The 16,279-nt window shown below is 65.8% G+C and carries 17 protein-coding genes and 1 tRNA gene; 14 read left to right on the top strand and 4 right to left on the bottom strand.

Annotation, left to right across the window (positions count from 1 at the left end):
- The first annotated feature begins 59 nt into the window (after positions 1-59).
- Positions 60-974, top strand: coding sequence for a dienelactone hydrolase family protein (locus J0H39_01275; GenBank protein MBN9495357.1), 915 nt, complete (start codon positions 60-62; stop codon positions 972-974).
- A gap of 131 nt (positions 975-1,105) precedes the next feature.
- On the opposite strand, the gene J0H39_01270 is transcribed toward J0H39_01275, so the two are convergent.
- A tRNA-Ala gene (locus J0H39_01270) sits at positions 1,106-1,181 on the bottom strand.
- Between the two features lie 103 nt (positions 1,182-1,284).
- Positions 1,285-1,614, bottom strand: coding sequence for a TIGR02300 family protein (locus J0H39_01265; GenBank protein MBN9495356.1), 330 nt, complete (start codon positions 1,612-1,614; stop codon positions 1,285-1,287).
- Positions 1,615-1,778: 164 nt separating this feature from the next.
- On the opposite strand from J0H39_01265, the gene aroA reads away from it, so the two are divergent.
- From aroA to rpsA, 3 genes are all read left to right on the top strand, one after another.
- Positions 1,779-3,137, top strand: a complete 1,359-nt coding sequence (gene aroA, locus J0H39_01260; protein MBN9495355.1) for a 3-phosphoshikimate 1-carboxyvinyltransferase — start codon at positions 1,779-1,781, stop codon at positions 3,135-3,137.
- The gene (locus J0H39_01255; GenBank protein ID MBN9495354.1) at positions 3,134-3,763 is read left to right on the top strand and encodes a (d)CMP kinase; all 630 of its coding nucleotides are present in this window, start codon (positions 3,134-3,136) and stop codon (positions 3,761-3,763) included. The genes aroA and J0H39_01255 overlap by 4 nt, the downstream gene beginning before the upstream one ends.
- Before the next feature lie 96 nt (positions 3,764-3,859).
- Positions 3,860-5,590: a 30S ribosomal protein S1 gene (rpsA, locus tag J0H39_01250; GenBank protein ID MBN9495353.1), complete on the top strand. Its 1,731-nt coding sequence runs from the start codon at positions 3,860-3,862 to the stop codon at positions 5,588-5,590.
- A gap of 63 nt (positions 5,591-5,653) precedes the next feature.
- Here the strand turns inward: rpsA and J0H39_01245 are convergent, their stop codons facing one another.
- Positions 5,654-7,069 carry a leucyl aminopeptidase family protein gene (locus J0H39_01245; protein MBN9495352.1) on the bottom strand — a complete coding sequence of 472 codons (1,416 nt, stop codon included), beginning with the start codon at positions 7,067-7,069 and terminating at the stop codon, positions 5,654-5,656.
- A 95-nt stretch (positions 7,070-7,164) separates the two neighbouring features.
- Between J0H39_01245 and J0H39_01240 the strand changes: the two genes are divergently transcribed.
- The 6 genes from J0H39_01240 (at position 7,165) to J0H39_01215 (ending at position 11,777) form a co-directional block, all read left to right on the top strand.
- The gene (locus tag J0H39_01240; protein MBN9495351.1) at positions 7,165-7,827 is read left to right on the top strand and encodes a glutathione S-transferase family protein; all 663 of its coding nucleotides are present in this window, start codon (positions 7,165-7,167) and stop codon (positions 7,825-7,827) included.
- Positions 7,828-7,834: 7 nt separating this feature from the next.
- Positions 7,835-8,635, top strand: coding sequence for a hypothetical protein (locus J0H39_01235; GenBank protein MBN9495350.1), 801 nt, complete (start codon positions 7,835-7,837; stop codon positions 8,633-8,635).
- A gap of 62 nt (positions 8,636-8,697) precedes the next feature.
- Complete coding sequence (locus J0H39_01230; protein MBN9495349.1) at positions 8,698-9,114, top strand: transcriptional repressor; 417 nt, start codon at positions 8,698-8,700, stop codon at positions 9,112-9,114.
- Between the two features lie 177 nt (positions 9,115-9,291).
- Positions 9,292-9,714, top strand: a complete 423-nt coding sequence (locus J0H39_01225; GenBank protein MBN9495348.1) for a rubrerythrin family protein — start codon at positions 9,292-9,294, stop codon at positions 9,712-9,714.
- A 105-nt stretch (positions 9,715-9,819) separates the two neighbouring features.
- Positions 9,820-11,169: a glycerol-3-phosphate dehydrogenase gene (locus J0H39_01220; protein MBN9495347.1), complete on the top strand. Its 1,350-nt coding sequence runs from the start codon at positions 9,820-9,822 to the stop codon at positions 11,167-11,169.
- Positions 11,170-11,180: 11 nt separating this feature from the next.
- Positions 11,181-11,777 carry a DUF3501 family protein gene (locus J0H39_01215; GenBank protein MBN9495346.1) on the top strand — a complete coding sequence of 199 codons (597 nt, stop codon included), beginning with the start codon at positions 11,181-11,183 and terminating at the stop codon, positions 11,775-11,777.
- A gap of 96 nt (positions 11,778-11,873) precedes the next feature.
- Here J0H39_01215 and J0H39_01210 read toward each other — a convergent pair whose 3' ends face one another.
- Entirely contained in the window at positions 11,874-12,347 is a 474-nt protein-coding gene (locus J0H39_01210; protein MBN9495345.1) for a PAS domain-containing protein, read from the bottom strand.
- 119 nt (positions 12,348-12,466) lie between these two features.
- On the opposite strand from J0H39_01210, the gene J0H39_01205 reads away from it, so the two are divergent.
- The 4 genes from J0H39_01205 to J0H39_01190 are packed head-to-tail and all read left to right on the top strand — an operon-like array spanning position 12,467 to position 16,275.
- A complete protein-coding gene (locus J0H39_01205; protein ID MBN9495344.1) occupies positions 12,467-13,153 on the top strand; it encodes a lysophospholipid acyltransferase family protein in 687 nt (228 codons plus the stop codon).
- A complete protein-coding gene (locus tag J0H39_01200) occupies positions 13,150-14,448 on the top strand; it encodes a 3-deoxy-D-manno-octulosonic acid transferase (GenBank protein ID MBN9495343.1) in 1,299 nt (432 codons plus the stop codon). The genes J0H39_01205 and J0H39_01200 overlap by 4 nt, the downstream gene beginning before the upstream one ends.
- Entirely contained in the window at positions 14,435-15,397 is a 963-nt protein-coding gene (locus tag J0H39_01195) for a tetraacyldisaccharide 4'-kinase (GenBank protein ID MBN9495342.1), read from the top strand. Before J0H39_01200 ends, J0H39_01195 begins: the two co-directional genes overlap by 14 nt.
- A complete protein-coding gene (locus J0H39_01190) occupies positions 15,394-16,275 on the top strand; it encodes a lauroyl acyltransferase (protein ID MBN9495341.1) in 882 nt (293 codons plus the stop codon). Before J0H39_01195 ends, J0H39_01190 begins: the two co-directional genes overlap by 4 nt.
- Positions 16,276-16,279: the final 4 nt, after the last annotated feature.

The raw sequence follows: 16,279 nt of genomic DNA, 5'->3' as shown, positions 1-16,279 counted from the left end.
AGTTCATCGCTGGCCACAACCGTGACCGCCAAAACCTTAACCGGAGGAGACCCCCCGCCATGACTCCGTTGGATTCAACGACCCCGACGACCGCGCCGCTGCTGACGCAAGACCAGATCGACGCGCGCGTGTTCTCGCTCTACGACGAGTATTGCCACGGCAAGATCGATCGCCGCGAATTCATGATCCGTGCGGCGGCCGTCACCGCCGGGGGCCTGGCGATGGCGCAAGCGCTGCTGCCGCGCTATGCCGACGCGCAGACGATCTCGTTCACCGATACGCGCATCCGCGCGACCTACGTGAACTATCCCTCGCCCGGCGGCAATTCGGGCCAGATGCGCGGCTATCTCGTGCGCCCCGCCGCCGCCGGCAAGCATCCGGCGGTGCTGGTGATCCACGAAAACCGCGGCCTCAATCCCTATATCGAGGATGTGGCGCGCCGCTTGGCGGCCGAAGGCTTCGTCGCGTTGGCGCCGGACGGGTTGTTCCCGGTCGGCGGCTATCCCGGCAACGACGACGACGGGCGCACGCTGCAAGCGGGGCTCGATCAGGGCAAGCTGCGCGTCGATTTCGTCAACTCGGCGCGTTTCCTCAAAACGCACGAAGCGTCGAACGGCAAGCTCGGCGCCACGGGCTTCTGCTGGGGCGGCGGCACGACGAATTTCCTGGCCGCGACGCTGGGCGCCGATCTCAACGCGGGTGTGCCCTATTACGGCCCGGCCCCGGCGGCCGATACGGTCGCCAACATCAAGGCGCCGCTGTCGATCATCTATGCCGAGACCGACCAGAACATCAACGCGATGTGGCCCGCCTACGAAACCGCGCTGAAGGCGGCGGGTATCACCTACGAAGCGACCTTCTATCCGGGCACGATGCACGGCTTCCACAACAACTCGACGCCGCGCTACGTGGAAGCGCAAGCCAACGCCGCCTGGGCGCGCACGCTGGCGTGGTTCAAGAAGCATTTGGCGTAAGGCGTTTCGCAACGCTATCGCGAAACAGCTATGGATTGAATTTGACGGCCGGACTTCGCGTCCGGCCGTCACTGTTTTTGCCTACGTGCGAATCAAAAACCCCGGCCCATCGCTGGACCGGGGTTTCGATATGGTGGAGCCAAGCGGGATCGAACCGCTGACCTCCGCAATGCCATTGCGGCGCTCTCCCAGCTGAGCTATGGCCCCGAAACTCTCGATCGGCGGGGTTGGGCCCCCGCCGAAACCGCCTCTATATCGGGCGCCTCGGCCCGCCGCGCAAGCGATAATTTGCGCGGGACGCGAACGCCGTTTAGCGCTCCTCGTCGTCCGCCTTTTCGACCACTTCGGCCACGTCCTCGGCGTCTTCGCCAAGCTCGGACGTGTCTTCCATGACCGTATCGTCTTCTTCCTCTTCCTCTTCGTCCTCCGCCACGACCTCATCGGCCTCGACGGGGTCGACCACGGGCTTGGGCACCACGGCGGCGACGGCGGCCGGCTTGCCCCGGCGGCTCTTCAGCAGCACTTCGGGATCGTACTCGGCCTCGCATTTCGGGCAGACGATCGGGCTACGCTGCAGGTCGTAGAATCGCGCGCCGCAAGATTGGCACGTGCGCTTCAGACCCCATTCGGCTTTGGCCATCGCGAAACCCTATAAAACGTGAAACCCGGAAAACGGGCGCGGGAAATGCCATGTCCCGGGGGCCCTGTCAACTTGCCATCCCTCGGCCTTGTCCCCGGGGGGGCGGGATTGGTACAAGCCCCTGGCATTTTTGCCCTTTCCCGACCCGGAAGCGAAACGCCGCCATGGCCCATGAACAGACCCGCCCCGCCGCCGCCAAGCCCGGCAACGCATTGAAGGGCGAAACCGGCGTGCCGGGCGACAAGTCGATTTCGCATCGTGCGCTGATGTTCGGCGGCCTGGCGGTGGGCCAAACGCGCATCACCGGCCTGCTGGAAGGCGAGGATGTGCTGCGCACCGCCGCCGCGATGCGCGCGATGGGCGCCGAGATCGTGAAAGAGGCCGACGGCACCTGGCGCACGCGCGGCCGGGGCATCGGCGCGCTCGCCGAACCCGCCGACGTGCTGGACCTGGGCAATGCCGGCACGGGCGCGCGTCTGCTGATGGGCCTTGTCGCCGCCCATCCGATCTTCGCGGTGTTCACGGGCGACGCCAGTTTGCGCCGCCGCCCGATGGGCCGCGTGACAGCACCCTTGCTGCGCATGGGGGCGAAGTTCGAGCATCGCGGAACGAGCGAGGGCAAGGTGCTGCTGCCGCTCGCCGTCATCGGCGCGAAGAACCCGATGCCCATCGAATACGAATTGCCGGTGGCCTCCGCCCAGGTGAAATCGGCGGTGCTGCTCGCCGGCCTCAACACCCCGGGCAAGACAACGACGGTCGAGAAGGCGCGCACCCGCGACCATACCGAACGCATGCTGCGCCATTTCGGCGCCGAGGTGACGATCGAGACCGCGAACGGTTTGATGCGCGCGACCGTCACCGGCCGACCGGAACTCAAAGCCAGCGACGTGATCGTCCCCGGCGATCCGTCCTCGGCCGCGTTCCCGCTGGTCGCCGGTTTGATCGTGCCGGGATCGGACGTCACGGTGCGCGGCGTGGGCCTCAATCCCTTGCGCACCGGGCTGTTCACCACGTTGCGCGAAATGGGGGCGACACTCGACATCGCCAATAAGCGCGATCAGGCGGGCGAGGAAGTGGGCGATTTGAACGCGCGCTTCACCGCGTTGAAGGGCGTCGAGGTGCCGCCGGAGCGTGCGCCCTCGATGATCGACGAATACCCGATCCTCGCGGTCGCGGCGTCGTTCGCCAAGGGCCGCACGATCATGCGGGGCTTGCACGAGCTGCGCGTCAAGGAAAGCGATCGCCTGGCCGCCATCGCCAAGGGGCTTGAGGCGTGCGGCGTGAAGATCGCGATCGAGGGCGACGATCTGATCGTCGAAGGCAATGACGGCCCGCCGCCGGGCATGGACGCCTCGACGCCCGCCATCGCCACGCATCTCGATCATCGCATCGCGATGAGCTTCCTGGTGATGGGCCTCGCGGCGAAGAAGGGGACGCGCGTCGACGATTGCGCGACCATCGCCACGAGCTTCCCGGACTTCCTGCCGCTGATCCGCCGCCTGGGCGGCGAAATCGTCGCGTGAGCACGCCCAAGATCATCGCTATCGACGGGCCGGCCGCGGCGGGCAAGGGCACGCTTGCGAAGCGTATCGCGGCGCATCTGGGCTACGACCATCTCGACACCGGATCGCTTTATCGCGCCGTCGCGTCGAAGACGCTGCGCTTAGGCTTGAGCCCCGAAGACGCGGCGCAAAGCTTCACGGTGGACGACCTCAACGCCAGCGATTTGCGCAGCGAGACGGTGGCGCAGCAGGCCTCGGTCGTCGCGGCTGTACCCGCCGTCCGGGCCGCACTTTTGGCGTTTCAGCAGGATTTCGCCCGCAAACCGCCGGGCGGCAACGGCGCCGTGCTCGACGGGCGCGACGTCGGCACGGTCGTATGTCCTTGGCCGGACACGCTTAAATTCTTCGTGACCGCGTCGCTGGAGGCGCGCGCCCAGCGCCGATATGACGAATTGCGCGCGCGCGGTGAATCCCCTATGTATGCGTCCGTTTTCGCCGAGATGGCGGAACGCGACAAGCGGGACAGCCAGCGTAGTGCGGCGCCCCTCAAACCGGCGGATGACGCGATCCTTTTGGATACGTCCGATCTATCCGCCGACGACGTGTTCCAAGCGGCTCTCGCCGCCATCCAGGGGAAAACGCGCTGAACGGATGGTCCGTCGGCGCAACTCGAACCCCGGCGTCGGCGGAAGGCACAGGGCCTTACGGACGACCGGCGTTTGAAACGAGAGGCTTTTTCAAAAATGGCTAAAGCGTCCAGTCTCGCCCGCACGCGCACGTCCGTGCCGTCGGGTGCGGAAGATTTCTCGGCTCTGCTCGAAGAGTCGCTCGGCTCGGGCAATTCGTTCGAAGGCCGCGTCGTCAAGGGCCGCGTCGTGTCGGTCGAAGGCGATTTCGCGATCGTCGATGTGGGCCTTAAGGCCGAAGGCCGCGTCGCGCTGAAGGAATTCGGCGCCGCGGGTCAGCCCGCCGAAATCAAGGCCGGCGACACGGTCGACGTGTTCGTCGAGCGTATGGAAGACCGCAACGGCGAAGCCTCGCTGTCGCGCGACAAGGCGCGTCGCGAAGAAGCGTGGGGTGCGCTCGACAAGCAGTTCAAGGAAAACGCCCGCGTCAACGGCGTGATCTTCGGCCGCGTCAAGGGCGGCTTCACGGTCGATCTCGGCGGTGCGGTCGCGTTCCTGCCCGGCAGCCAGGTCGATATCCGCCCCGTGCGCGACATCACCCCGCTGATGGGCACGCCGCAGCCCTTCCAGATCCTGAAGATGGACCGCAGCCGCGGCAACATCGTCGTCTCGCGCCGTGCGGTTCTCGAAGAGACGCGCGCCGAGCAGCGTTCGGAACTGGTCGCTTCGCTCAAGGAAGGTCAGATCCTCGAAGGCGTGGTCAAGAACATCACCGATTACGGCGCGTTCGTGGATTTGGGCGGCGTCGACGGCTTGCTGCACGTCACCGACATCGCCTGGAAGCGCATCAACCATCCGTCGGAAGCGCTCACGATCGGCCAGCACGTCAAGGTGCAGGTCGTCCGCTTCAACGCCGAAACCCAGCGCATCTCGCTGGGCATGAAGCAGCTTGAAGCCGATCCGTGGGAAGGTGTGGCCGCCAAGTATCCCGCGAACGCCAAGTTCAAGGGCCGCGTGACCAACATCACCGACTACGGCGCCTTCGTGGAGCTGGAGCCGGGCATCGAAGGCCTCGTCCACGTCTCGGAAATGAGCTGGACGAAGAAGAACGTCCATCCGGGCAAGATCGTTTCGACCTCGCAGGAAGTCGAAGTGATGGTGCTCGACGTCGACGCGTCCAAGCGCCGCATCTCGCTGGGTCTCAAGCAGTGCCTCGACAATCCGTGGGAGGTCTTCAAGGACCGCTTCACGCCGGGCACGGAGCTGGAAGGCGAAGTCAAGAACATCACCGAGTTCGGCCTGTTCGTGGGTCTGCCCGGCGATATCGACGGCATGGTCCATCTCTCGGACATCGACTGGGAGAAGGCCGGCGAAGAAGCGATCAAGGCCTACAAGAAGGGCGACAAGGTCAAGGTCAAGGTGCTGGATACCGACGTCGAGAAGGAACGCATCTCGCTCGGCATCAAGCAGCTCACCAACGACCCGTTCGAGTCCGCGATCTCGGGCTTCAAGAAGGGCGACGTGGTCACCGGCACGGTCTCGGCCGTGCAGGACAACGGCGTGGAACTCACGCTGGCCGACGGCGTCACCGGCTTCATCCGCAAGTCGGATCTGAGCCGCGACCGCGCCGAACAGCGCCCGGACCGCTACGCCATCGGCGAGAAGGTCGACGCGAAGATCACCACGCTGGATCGCACCAGCCGCAAGATCCAGCTGTCGATCAAGGCGCGCGAGATCGAGGAAGACAAGGAAGCGATGGCTCAGTTCGGCTCGTCGGATTCCGGCGCTTCGCTCGGCGATATCCTGGGTGCCGCTCTCAAGCGCAAGCAGGAGAAGGAAGGCGAGTAATCGCCCTCTCTTCGACGCTCTAACGACGACGGGCGGCACCTCGCGGTGCCGCCCGTTTTCGTTTCAGGCTTTGGGATAGAGCTTTTCGAGTGCCGCGAACACGCCGCGCACGGTTTGCAGATGCGCCCCTTCGGCGCGGCCCGCGCGCGTCCAGGGGTTCCAGGCGAACACGTCGAAATGCGCCCAGCGGCATTTTGCCGGTACGAAATTCTGCAAGAACAACGCGGCCGTGACCGCCCCCGCGAACGGCCCGTCGGAGATGTTCGACGTGTCCGCGATCTTGCTTTCCATGCGCGCGCGATAGCCTTGCCACAGCGGCATCAGCCAGAACGGATCATGCGCCGCGATCCCCGATTGGAGGAACGTGCGCGCCAGATCGTCGTCGTTGGCGAAGAACGCGGGCAAATCGGGGCCCAGCGCCACGCGCGCCGCCCCGGTCAGCGTGGCGAAGTCGATCATCAATTCGGGTTCGTCCTCGCCCGCCGCCGCCATCGCGTCGGCCAGGATCAAGCGGCCCTCGGCATCCGTATTGCCGATCTCGACCGTGATGCCTTTGCGCGATTTGACGATGTCGAGCGGGCGGATCGAATTTCCGGAAACCGAGTTCTCGACCGCCGGGATCAGCACGCGCAAGCGCACCGGCAGTTTCGCTTCGACGATGAGGCGCGCCAGCGCCAGCGCATGCGCCGCCCCGCCCATATCCTTCTTCATCATTTTCATGCCGGTGTCGGGCTTGATGTCGAGCCCGCCGGTGTCGAAGCACACGCCCTTGCCGATCACCGCGATGCGCGGATGTTTGGGATCGCCCCAGCGCATGTCGATCAGGCGCGGCGCTTTCTCGGCCGCACGCCCCACGGCATGGACAAGCGGGAAGCCTTCCTTCAGCAGCTTGTCGCCGACGATCACGTCCGACGACGCGAAATCGAGTTCGTGCGCGGTGTCGATCGCCGCTGCGGCCAGCGCGTCGGGGCCCATATCTTCGGCGGGCGTGTTGATGAGGTCGCGCGCGAGACCGTCGGCCGCGACGATCGCTTGCACGCGCTTGCGGTCGGCCTTGGCGGGCCAGACGAGCTCGGCCGGCGCCTTGGCCGCCTTCTTGTAGCGGTCGAACGCGTAGCTGCCGAGCGCCCAGGCCAACGCGATTTCGGTGGCTTCGCCGGCGTCCGTGGGCTCGGGGTCGAGGCGATAGGAACCGGCGGGCAGCTTCAGGGGCAGGGCGCCCCAGCTCCAGAATTTATGGCCCGACCCGTCGGGCGTTTCGCGCTCGGGCACGCCGACCAGCACGCGCTCGATCTTGCCGTCGCTGGCGGGCAGCGCCAGGATTTCGCCCGTCGCCGCCTTGAACCCGACCGATTCCGCGTAGCGCTTTTGCGCCGCTTTGGCTTTTTTGAGCCAGGCGGGCAACGCGGTTTTGGTCAGCGCCGTCAGCTTGACGGTCGCGGCAACGGGCTTCGTGCGAAGGGACAGGCGGGCGGGCATGACGACTCCGATTTGTACGGCGACAACTCGGACCTTGCCCCAACGGCGCCGCTCTGGAAAGAACTTGGGTGCGAACAACCCAGGGGAAAATGCCCATGACCCAAGCGACGCTCTATCTCGGCAACAAGGCCTATTCGTCGTGGTCGCTGCGCGGCTGGCTCGCGTGCAAGATCGCGGGCCTCGAGTTCCGCGAGGAGATCTACGACATGGGCGCCCCGGATTGGAAAACCTGGATCGCGGCGCGCTCGCCGACCGGCAAAGTGCCCTGCCTGCTGATCGATGGGGCGAGCGTGTGGGAATCGCTGGCCATCGGCGATTACTTGGCCGATGCGGCACCGGCGAAGTTCTGGCCGCAGGACAACGCCGCGCGCGCCCAGGCGCGCTCGATCGCTGCCGAAATGCATGCGGGCTTCGTGGAATTGCGCAAGGCGATGTGGATGAATGTCCGCGCGCGTTTCCCGGGCAAGGGCCGCACGCCGGGGGCCCTCAACGATATCGCGCGGATTCAAGGGCTTTGGGCCGAAACGCGCCGGAAATTCGGGGCCGGCGGGCCCTATCTGTTCGGCGCGCAATTCGGCATGGCGGACGCGATGTACGCGCCGGTCGTGGCAAGGTTCGTCACCTGGGCGCCGGAATTGACGAAAGATTCGGCTGCCTATGTCGATGCGGTGTGGAATCATCCCTATATGAAGGAATGGCTCGCCGCCGCGGCGGCTGAGAAATGGGTTCTGGAGAAATACGAGACCGCCATCGATTGAGAGCTGGATGACCGAGCGCATCGACACCCGAACGCAAACCCCAATGCCGGTGCAGGCCGTCGAGTTCGGCCAGCCCGACGATTGGGTGCGCATCCGGATCGGGGCGCGCGGCATGATCTGGTCGCTGTCGTGGCTCGCCGTCATCGGCGGCACGACGCTGTCGACGATCGCGGTCGCCACGGCATCGGCCGGGCCCGTCGGATTTCTGGCGGCGCTGCCGCCCGCCGCGATCATCGCCTGGGCGCTGACCGGCATTTGGCGCAAGCGCATCGGCCCGCGCGAACTGTATTTCGATCGTATCGGCTTCTACGACACGACGACCGGTCGCGAGCCACTGCGCTGGTCGGATATCGAAAGCCTCGACGTGATCGAACGCCCGCCCGGCGGGCTCTGGGTCGCGCCCAGTGCTGCTTATATCGTCGCGCGGCTTGTTCCCGCCAAGCGCAAGGCCGGTCTGTTCGACTGGGCGAAGGCGGAGGAGTTGCGCGGCGGCGTCGTGCTGCACGCGACCGAGGCGATGCATCTGCCCGTGCCCTTCGAATATCTGGTGCTTAACTTGCGCGCGCGCGGGGCGCCGATCCGCCCGCATGCGCCGATGTTCGACGCGTTCGAATACGATGCGCGCTGGCTGCCGCCCGCCGAAGCCGCGCAATTGATCGAAACGCGGATGGGTGCCCGCGCGCGGCCGTTTGCGAATCACAATCTCGATATCGCGCGCAGCCGCAACGCCAAGCCCGCGATCGCGCATTGGGAAGCGGTGCTGGCCGAATTGCGCCGGATGTCGGGCTTGGTCTCGGCGGAAGACTAGAGATATTCCAGGCTTGCCGCCTAGGTCTTTAAATCTCGGCCGAATTCGGCTATCTGTCTTCCATGACCTCGATGCGTCCCTTTGCCCCCCTGGTGGACCGTTTGAAGGCGGCGGGTTTGCGCCCGACCCGCCAGCGCCTGCAATTGCTGCGCGTGCTGGGCGAGGGCGGGCACCGCCATCTGACCGCCGAACAATTGTCGGCCGAGGCGCGGGCGGCGGGGCTGAACGTGGCGCTCGCCACGATCTACAACACGCTCAACCAGTTCACGCAGGCCGGTTTGCTGCGCGAAGTGGTGGTCGAGCCGGGGCGGTCCTATTTCGACACCAATCTCGGCCCGCATCATCATTTCTTCGACGAATCGGCCGGGATGTTGATCGACATTCCCGCCGATCAAATCTCGGTGGCCGCCTTGCCGGCCCCGCCGCCGGGCAAGCGTGTGGCATCGGTCGACGTGGTCGTCCGCTTGACCGATTCCTGACCCTTTTGGGTCAGATATAGGGTCTTTTTACACAAGAGTTGCAAACGGTTCTCATCTAAATTGGAACCGTTCCAAAACTATTGACTTAACGCTCCCACGGCTCAATATCTGCGCGCCCGGCATTCCGCCGGCTGCCTTGCGCCGCTGTTCCGGCGCGCCAATTCCAGGGAGTGTTCCATGCCCAAGCTCAAGGGAACCAAGACCGAGCAGAATCTGAAGGATGCGTTCGCGGGCGAAAGCCAGGCGAACCGCCGCTATCTGTACTTCGCCCAAAAGGCGGACGTCGAAGGCTTCAACGACGTCGCGGCCGTGTTCCGCTCGACGGCGGAAGGCGAAACGGGCCACGCGCACGGCCATCTCGAATATCTGGAAGAGACGGGCGACCCGGCGACGGGCCAGCCGATCGGCTCGACCGATCTGAACCTCAAGGCGTCGATCGCCGGCGAAACGCACGAGTACACCGATATGTACCCGGGCATGGCGCGTTCGGCGCGCGAAGAAGGCTTCGACGAGATCGCCGACTGGTTCGAAACGCTGGCGAAGGCCGAGAAGTCGCACGCCGGCAAGTTCCAGAAGACGCTCGACTCGCTGGGCAAGTAATCCCGGCGCACTAAATACCCCCCGGAACGGCGGCGGGCCCCGCTCGAAAGGGCCCGCCGACCGCTCCGTCTTCTCTCGATGATCGCGGAATAGGGAAACGTACCGATGCGCGAAGGCAGTCTCGACGCACCGACCCGGCATCCGATCGATTGGCAGAACCCGGATTTTTGGGACGAAGCCAAGCTCGACGCCGAATTGCGCCGCGTCTTCGACATCTGTCACGGCTGCCGGCGCTGCTTCAATCTGTGCGATTCCTTCCCGCGTCTGTTCGATCTGATCGACAACACGAAGGGCGAAACGCTCGAGGAAGTGCCGTCGAGCGAATTCAAGGGCGTGGTCGATTCCTGCACGCTCTGCGACCTTTGCTTCATGACCAAGTGCCCCTACGTGCCGCCGCACGAATGGAACTTGGATTTCCCCCATCTGATGGTCCGTGCGCGCGCGATCGAGGCGAAGAAGAAGGGCGTTCCCTTCGCCGAAGCGCAGCTCACCAAGACCGATCGCAACGGCAAGCTCGCTTCGATCGCGCCGGGGATCGCGAATTGGGCGTCGGACACGTCGAACAAGTTCACGCGCGGCCTGCTCGACAAGGTCGCGGACGTGCATCCCGAAGCCGCGTTGCCGAAATTCCACGGCGCCACGTTCGCCGTGCGCGCCAAGCGCGAAGCGATCGAGATCAACACGGCCGCCCCGGCCCACGGCAAACGCAAGGCCGCGCTCTACGCGACCTGCTTCGTCAACTACAACAATCCGAATATCGGCATGGCGATGCGCGCGATCCTGGCCAAGAACGGGATCGACAGCAAAGTCGTCTATCCGAAATGCTGCGGCATGCCGCAGCTCGAACACGGCGAGATCGAGAAGGTCGCCGCGACCGCCAAGCAGGTCGCCGCGGAAATGTCGCCGCTGATCGACGAAGGCTACGACATCGTGGCGCTGATCCCGTCCTGCGCGCTGATGCTGAAATTCGAATGGCCGTTGATCGTGCCGGACGATCCGCTGGTCAAGAAGCTCGCGCAAGCGACCTACGACGCGTCGGAATACGTGGTCGATATCGCCAAGCGCGAAGGCTTGGCGCCGGGTCTCGAAAAACTCGACGGCGGCGTGTCGATGCACTTCGCCTGCCACGCGCGCGCGCAGAATATGGGTCCGAAAGCGGCCGAAATGCTGCGCTTGGTGCCCGAGATTTCGGTCGCCGTGATCGAGCGGTGCTCGGGCCACGGCGGCTCGTGGGGCGTGATGAAGCGCAATTTCGAACTCGCGTTGAAGGTCGGCAAGCCGGTCGCCAAGACTGTCGCCAAGAACGCGAAAACCTATCTCGCGTCGGAATGCCCGCTGGCGGGCGAACATATCGCGCAAGGCGTGGAACGCCTGCCGGCGGAAGACCGGCCCGCGAATATGGAACCGCCGCTGCATCCGATCGAGCTGTTCGCCAAGGCCTACGGCCTCGCTTGAGGAGAATCCCGATGATCGCCGCCATGAAGCGTGAAATCACCCGCGCCGATATCATTCCGATGGCCGACTATGGCCGCGAGCGCAAGGCGCTGCGCGTCGACATGGTCGCGGTGAAGAAGAACCGCCGCGTCGAAGTCGGTCCGGTGGCGACCTTCTATTTCGAGAATTACCAGACGATGTGGCATCAGGTTCACGAGATGCTGTTCATCGAAAAAGGCGGCGAAGGCCAGATCGCCGACGAGCTCGCCGCCTATAATCCGCTGATCCCGCAGGGCGACGAATTGGTCGCGACGGTGATGCTGGAAATCGAAGATCCCATTCGGCGCGCGCGCGTGCTGTCGGGTCTCGGCCATATCGAAGACCACATGTATCTCGAAGTCGCGGGCACGCGGATCAACGCGATCAGCGAAACGGATGTCGAGCGCACGACCGACGAAGGCAAAACCTCGTCGGTGCATTTCATCCGCTTCAAATTGACGCCGGCGCAGATCGCGGAATTCCGCAAGCCGGGCACGCGCGTGCTGCTGGGCATCGACCACGTCAATTACGGCCATATCGCCGTGATGGCGGAAGCGACGCGCAACGCCCTTTCGGCCGATTTCGCCTAACATTTATTTCGTCATCCCGGGCAAGGCGGTGCGAATGCGCCGCTGCGACCCGGGAACTAGATCCCGGCTCTCGCTTCGCTCGGCCGGGATGACGGTCTACGCGGTCTGCCCGCCGATCTGATAGGCGGCGACCATAACCAGCGTCACGTCGCTGCCGCCGTCGGACAGCGGCAGGATCAACCGCTCCCAGGTTTGGCCGAGCTGCCATTGCTGGCGGCCGTCCAGCGTGCCGTGGGCGAATTGCGCGGAATAGGTGCGCCACGCGGGCGCCGCCTCGACGCGCACTTTTTCGTACTCGACGCGCAATAAGGCGGCTTGTTCGGCCGGCAGTTCGTCGATCGACTTCCCGGTCATCTCGCGCCGGAACGCGTCGACGAAAGCCGTGCCGTAAAGCCGGTAGACCCAGCGCCCCTCGGCCCAATCGACCAGCATCAGATGGCCAAGCCAGGTCCGCATTTCGATCGGGTCGAAATCGGCGCGATCGGGCACGGATCCGCCTTTGCGGCGCGCCTCCCAGAAGGCGAGCAGCGCATCGAGCCGTTTTTCGTGAAATACCGGCCGTTCGGCCACGAACACCCCGTCTGCCCAGGCGAATCGGGCGGGATTATGGCGCCCCGATGCCGGGCCGCACAATCCCGGCCTTGCTTTCGCGGCGCCCGGACGGCACTTTCCCGCCCATTACGGTCGGAATGCTGAAAAAATTTCTCAAATCCGAAACGGGCCAAGCCCTTATCGCCCGTTTGGCGGCGGGGTATATCGCCTTCGTCTATCGCACCACGCGCTGGACGGTGATCGGCAACGAATTGCCCGAGGCGCTGTTGCGCGCGGGCAAGCCGGTGATCGCCTGTTTCTGGCACCAGCGCTTGATGATGATGGCGCCGCTGACGCATCGCTTGCGCCCCTACAATATGCTGATTTCCGCCCATCGCGACGGCGTGCTGATCAGCCGCGCGGTCGCGCATTTCGGCGTTACCACCATCGTCGGCTCGACCAGCCGGGGTGCCGCCGACGCGTTGCGCAACATGGTCGGCTTTCTGAAAAAGGGCCAGTTGGTGGGCGTCACACCCGATGGGCCGCGCGGCCCCGCGCGCAAAGCGGCGCAAGGTGTCGCGGCAGCCGCTTTCCTCGCCCAGGCGCCGGCGGTCACGCAAAGCTATTCGATCTCGCGCGCCAAGTTCCTGAACAGCTGGGACCGGCTGATGATCCCGCTGCCCTTCGGCAAGGGCGTGGTGATGTGGGGCGACCCGATTCCGCCGCCCGCCACGCGCGACGCAATGGACGAATTCACGGCGCTGCTGGAAAAGCGTCTCGACGAAGATTGCGCGGCCGCCGACCGTTTCGTCGGCATCGTCGCACCCGTGCGGCGCGCGAAATGAGCCGGCTTCTCTATCGCGCCTTCGCGTCCGCCGTGTCGCCGGCGCTCGAGCTGTTCTTGAAGCGGCGCCTGGCGCGCGGCAAGGAAGATCCGCTGCGCTGGCGCGAGCGCAAAGGCTATACGGATCGTCCGCGCCCGGCGGGCAAGGTTCTGTGGATTCACGGTGCTTCGATGGGCGAGGCGCGTTCGGCCTTGCCGCTGGTTGCCGCGTTGCGCGCGACACGGCCCGATCTGTCGGTGTTGTTCACCACCGGCTCGCGCACCTCGGCCGAAATGCTGGCGCGCGAGCTGGATGGCACGGGTGCCTTCCACCAATACGTGCCGCTCGACGTGCCCGCTTGGGTCGATCGCTTCCTCGACCATTGGCGCCCGGATGCGGCGCTGTGGCTCGAAAGCGAGTTGTGGCCCAATCTGCTCGGGGCGCTGGCCAAGCGCCGCATCCCCGCCGCATTGATCAACGCGCGCCTCGCCGAACGTTCGGCGCAGCGCTGGGAACGCACGCTCAAATTCTTCGCCCCGCCCTTCGAGGCGTTTCGCTTGGCGCTGGCGCAAAGCGAAGGCGACGCCGCACGGTTGCGGCGCTTGGGCCTGGCCGATGTGCGCGCGATCGGCAATCTCAAACACGAAGCGCCGCCGCTCGCCGCCGATCCGCAGGCGGTCGACGCGTTGCGCGACATGCTCGACGGGCGTTTCGCGTGGCTCACCGCCTCGACCCATCCGCGCGAAGAAGCCGCGATCCTCGAAGCGCATCGCCAAATCCGCCATGCGCGCGGCGATGCGCTGCTTGTATTGGCACCCCGCCATGCGACGCGCGGGGCCGATATCGCCGCTGCGTGCGAAGCGGCGGAATTGCCGGCGGCGCGGCGTTCGCTCGCTCAAAATCCCGGCGCGGCGGAAGCCGTCTACATCGCCGACACGATGGGCGAGTTGGGCGTGCTCTACCGCGCTGTGCCGATCGCGTTCGTCGGCGGCTCGCTGGAGCCGCATGGCGGCCAAAACCCGCTGGAACCGGCACGGCTGGGCGCGTCGCTCGCCTTCGGCCCGTCGATGGAGAATTTCGCCGAGCTGGCGCGCGATCTGATCGACGCGAAGGCCGCGACGCGCGTGGCCGATGCGGGCGAACTCGCGCGCTGGGTACTGGAACGCGCCGCCGATCCGGCCTTGGCCGCGCGCGAAGGGGCGGCCGCGCGCGACTTCGCCGCGAAGGGCGAGGGGACGGTCACGCGCATGCTGGCGGCATTGGAACCGATCCTCGCGGGCCTCGGCCCCAAAGCGGTGACGCATGAAACCGCCTAGCTTCTGGCGTACGGGTGGTGCTGCGGCGACGCTGCTGGCGCCGCTCGGCTGTCTTTACGCGCTGGGCGGGGCCGCGCGGCTGAAATACGGCACGGCGTTCGACGCGAACGTGCCGACGATCTGTGTGGGCAATCTGACGCTCGGCGGGGCCGGCAAAACGCCGGTGGTGCGCGAGATCGCGTCGATCCTGGCCGCCAGCGGCAAGCGCGTGGCGATCTTGTCGCGCGGCCATGGCGGTTCGGCGCAAGGCCCGCTCCGCGTCGATCCCGCGACGCATGACGCCGCGAGCGTGGGCGACGAGCCGTTGCTGTTGGCGTCGGCCGCCCCCGTCTATGTCGCCAAAGATCGCGCATCGGCCGCGTGTGCGGCCTTGGCCGACGGCGCCGATTGCCTGTTGCTCGACGACGGCTTCCAAAGCCCGGCGCTGAAGAAGACCTTTTCGATCGTCGTCGTCGATGGCGGGGCGGGGCTCGGCAACGGGCGCGTCTTTCCCGCCGGACCCTTGCGCGAGCCGCCGGCATGGGGGATCGCGCGCGCGGATGCCATTGTGATGATCGGCGCCGATACGACCGGCTTCGCCGCGCGCCATGCGGGCGGCAAGAAAATGCTGCACGCCACGCTCGAACCCGTGTCGCGCGACTTGGCGGGCGCCAAGGTTTTCGCCTTCGCCGGGATCGGAAGGCCGGAAAAATTCTTTGCGAGTTTGCGCGATTTGGGCTGCACGCTTGCGCAAACGCGCGAATTCGCCGATCACCATCCTTATACGCGCGGGGAGATCGAAGCCCTGTTGCGCGACGCCGCCGCCGCGGGGGCGAAGCCCGTGACGACCGAAAAGGATCTCGTGCGCATTCCCCCCGATCTGCGCGCCGCCATCGCGACGTTGAATGTCCGCCTCGTGCCGGCCGACGGCGCCGCCTTCGCCGTTTTGTTGCGCGAGGCCGCGCGATGAGAAAACTGCAGCATTTCGTCGAGGCCGCCTTTGTGCTCGGCATGTATCGTTTGCTGGGCCTGCTGCCCCGGAACGTCGCTTCGGATCTGGGCGGCGCGTTCGCGCGCTTCGTCGGGCCGAAGCTCGGCGTCAACAAACGCGCGTGGCGCAATCTGCGCCGGTTCATGCCCGAATTGGGCGAGGACGGCATCGCGCGCACGATCGTGGAGATGTGGGACAATCTCGGCCGCACGGCGGCGGAGTATCCGCATCTGACCAAATTCACGACCTTCACGCCGGGGGCGGATATCGAGTTGCTCGGCCACGAGCATATCGACGCGGCGAAGGCGGCGGGCAAGCCGATCATCTTCTTCGCGGCCCATCTCGCCAATTGGGAACTCGCGGGCTTGACCGCCGCGCGCTGCGGCACGCCGATCCATCTCGTGTATCGCGAGGCGAACAACCGCCACGTCGAAACTTTGTTCAAGCGCGGGCGCAGCGCCTTCGCCGCCGGTTTGATCCCGAAGGGTTCGTCGGGTGCAAGGCTCGCCATGCAGGCCCTGAAGGAAGGCAAGCATCTGGGCATGCTGCTCGACCAGAAAATGAACGACGGCATTTCCGTGCCGTTCTTCGGCGTCGATGCGATGACGGCACCCGCCTTGGGCGCGCTGGCGTTGCGCTTCGATTGCGTGATCCTGCCCGCGCGCGTCGAACGCTTGGGCTCGGCGGCGAAATTCCGCGTGACCGTGGAGCCGCCTTTGCCCGTCCCGCAAGGGGCCGACAAGGACGCGCGAATGATGGCGTTGATGACGTTAGTCAACGCGCGGATGGAGGAATGGATCCGCAAGCGGCCCGGCCAGTGGCTGTGGTTGCACCGCCGCTGGCCGGATCCGAAATAGCGCG

This window comes from Alphaproteobacteria bacterium (assembly GCA_017308135.1).
Classification (GTDB): Bacteria; Pseudomonadota; Alphaproteobacteria; order CACIAM-22H2; family CACIAM-22H2; genus Tagaea.
This window is presented reverse-complemented; position numbering and strand designations above follow the sequence as displayed.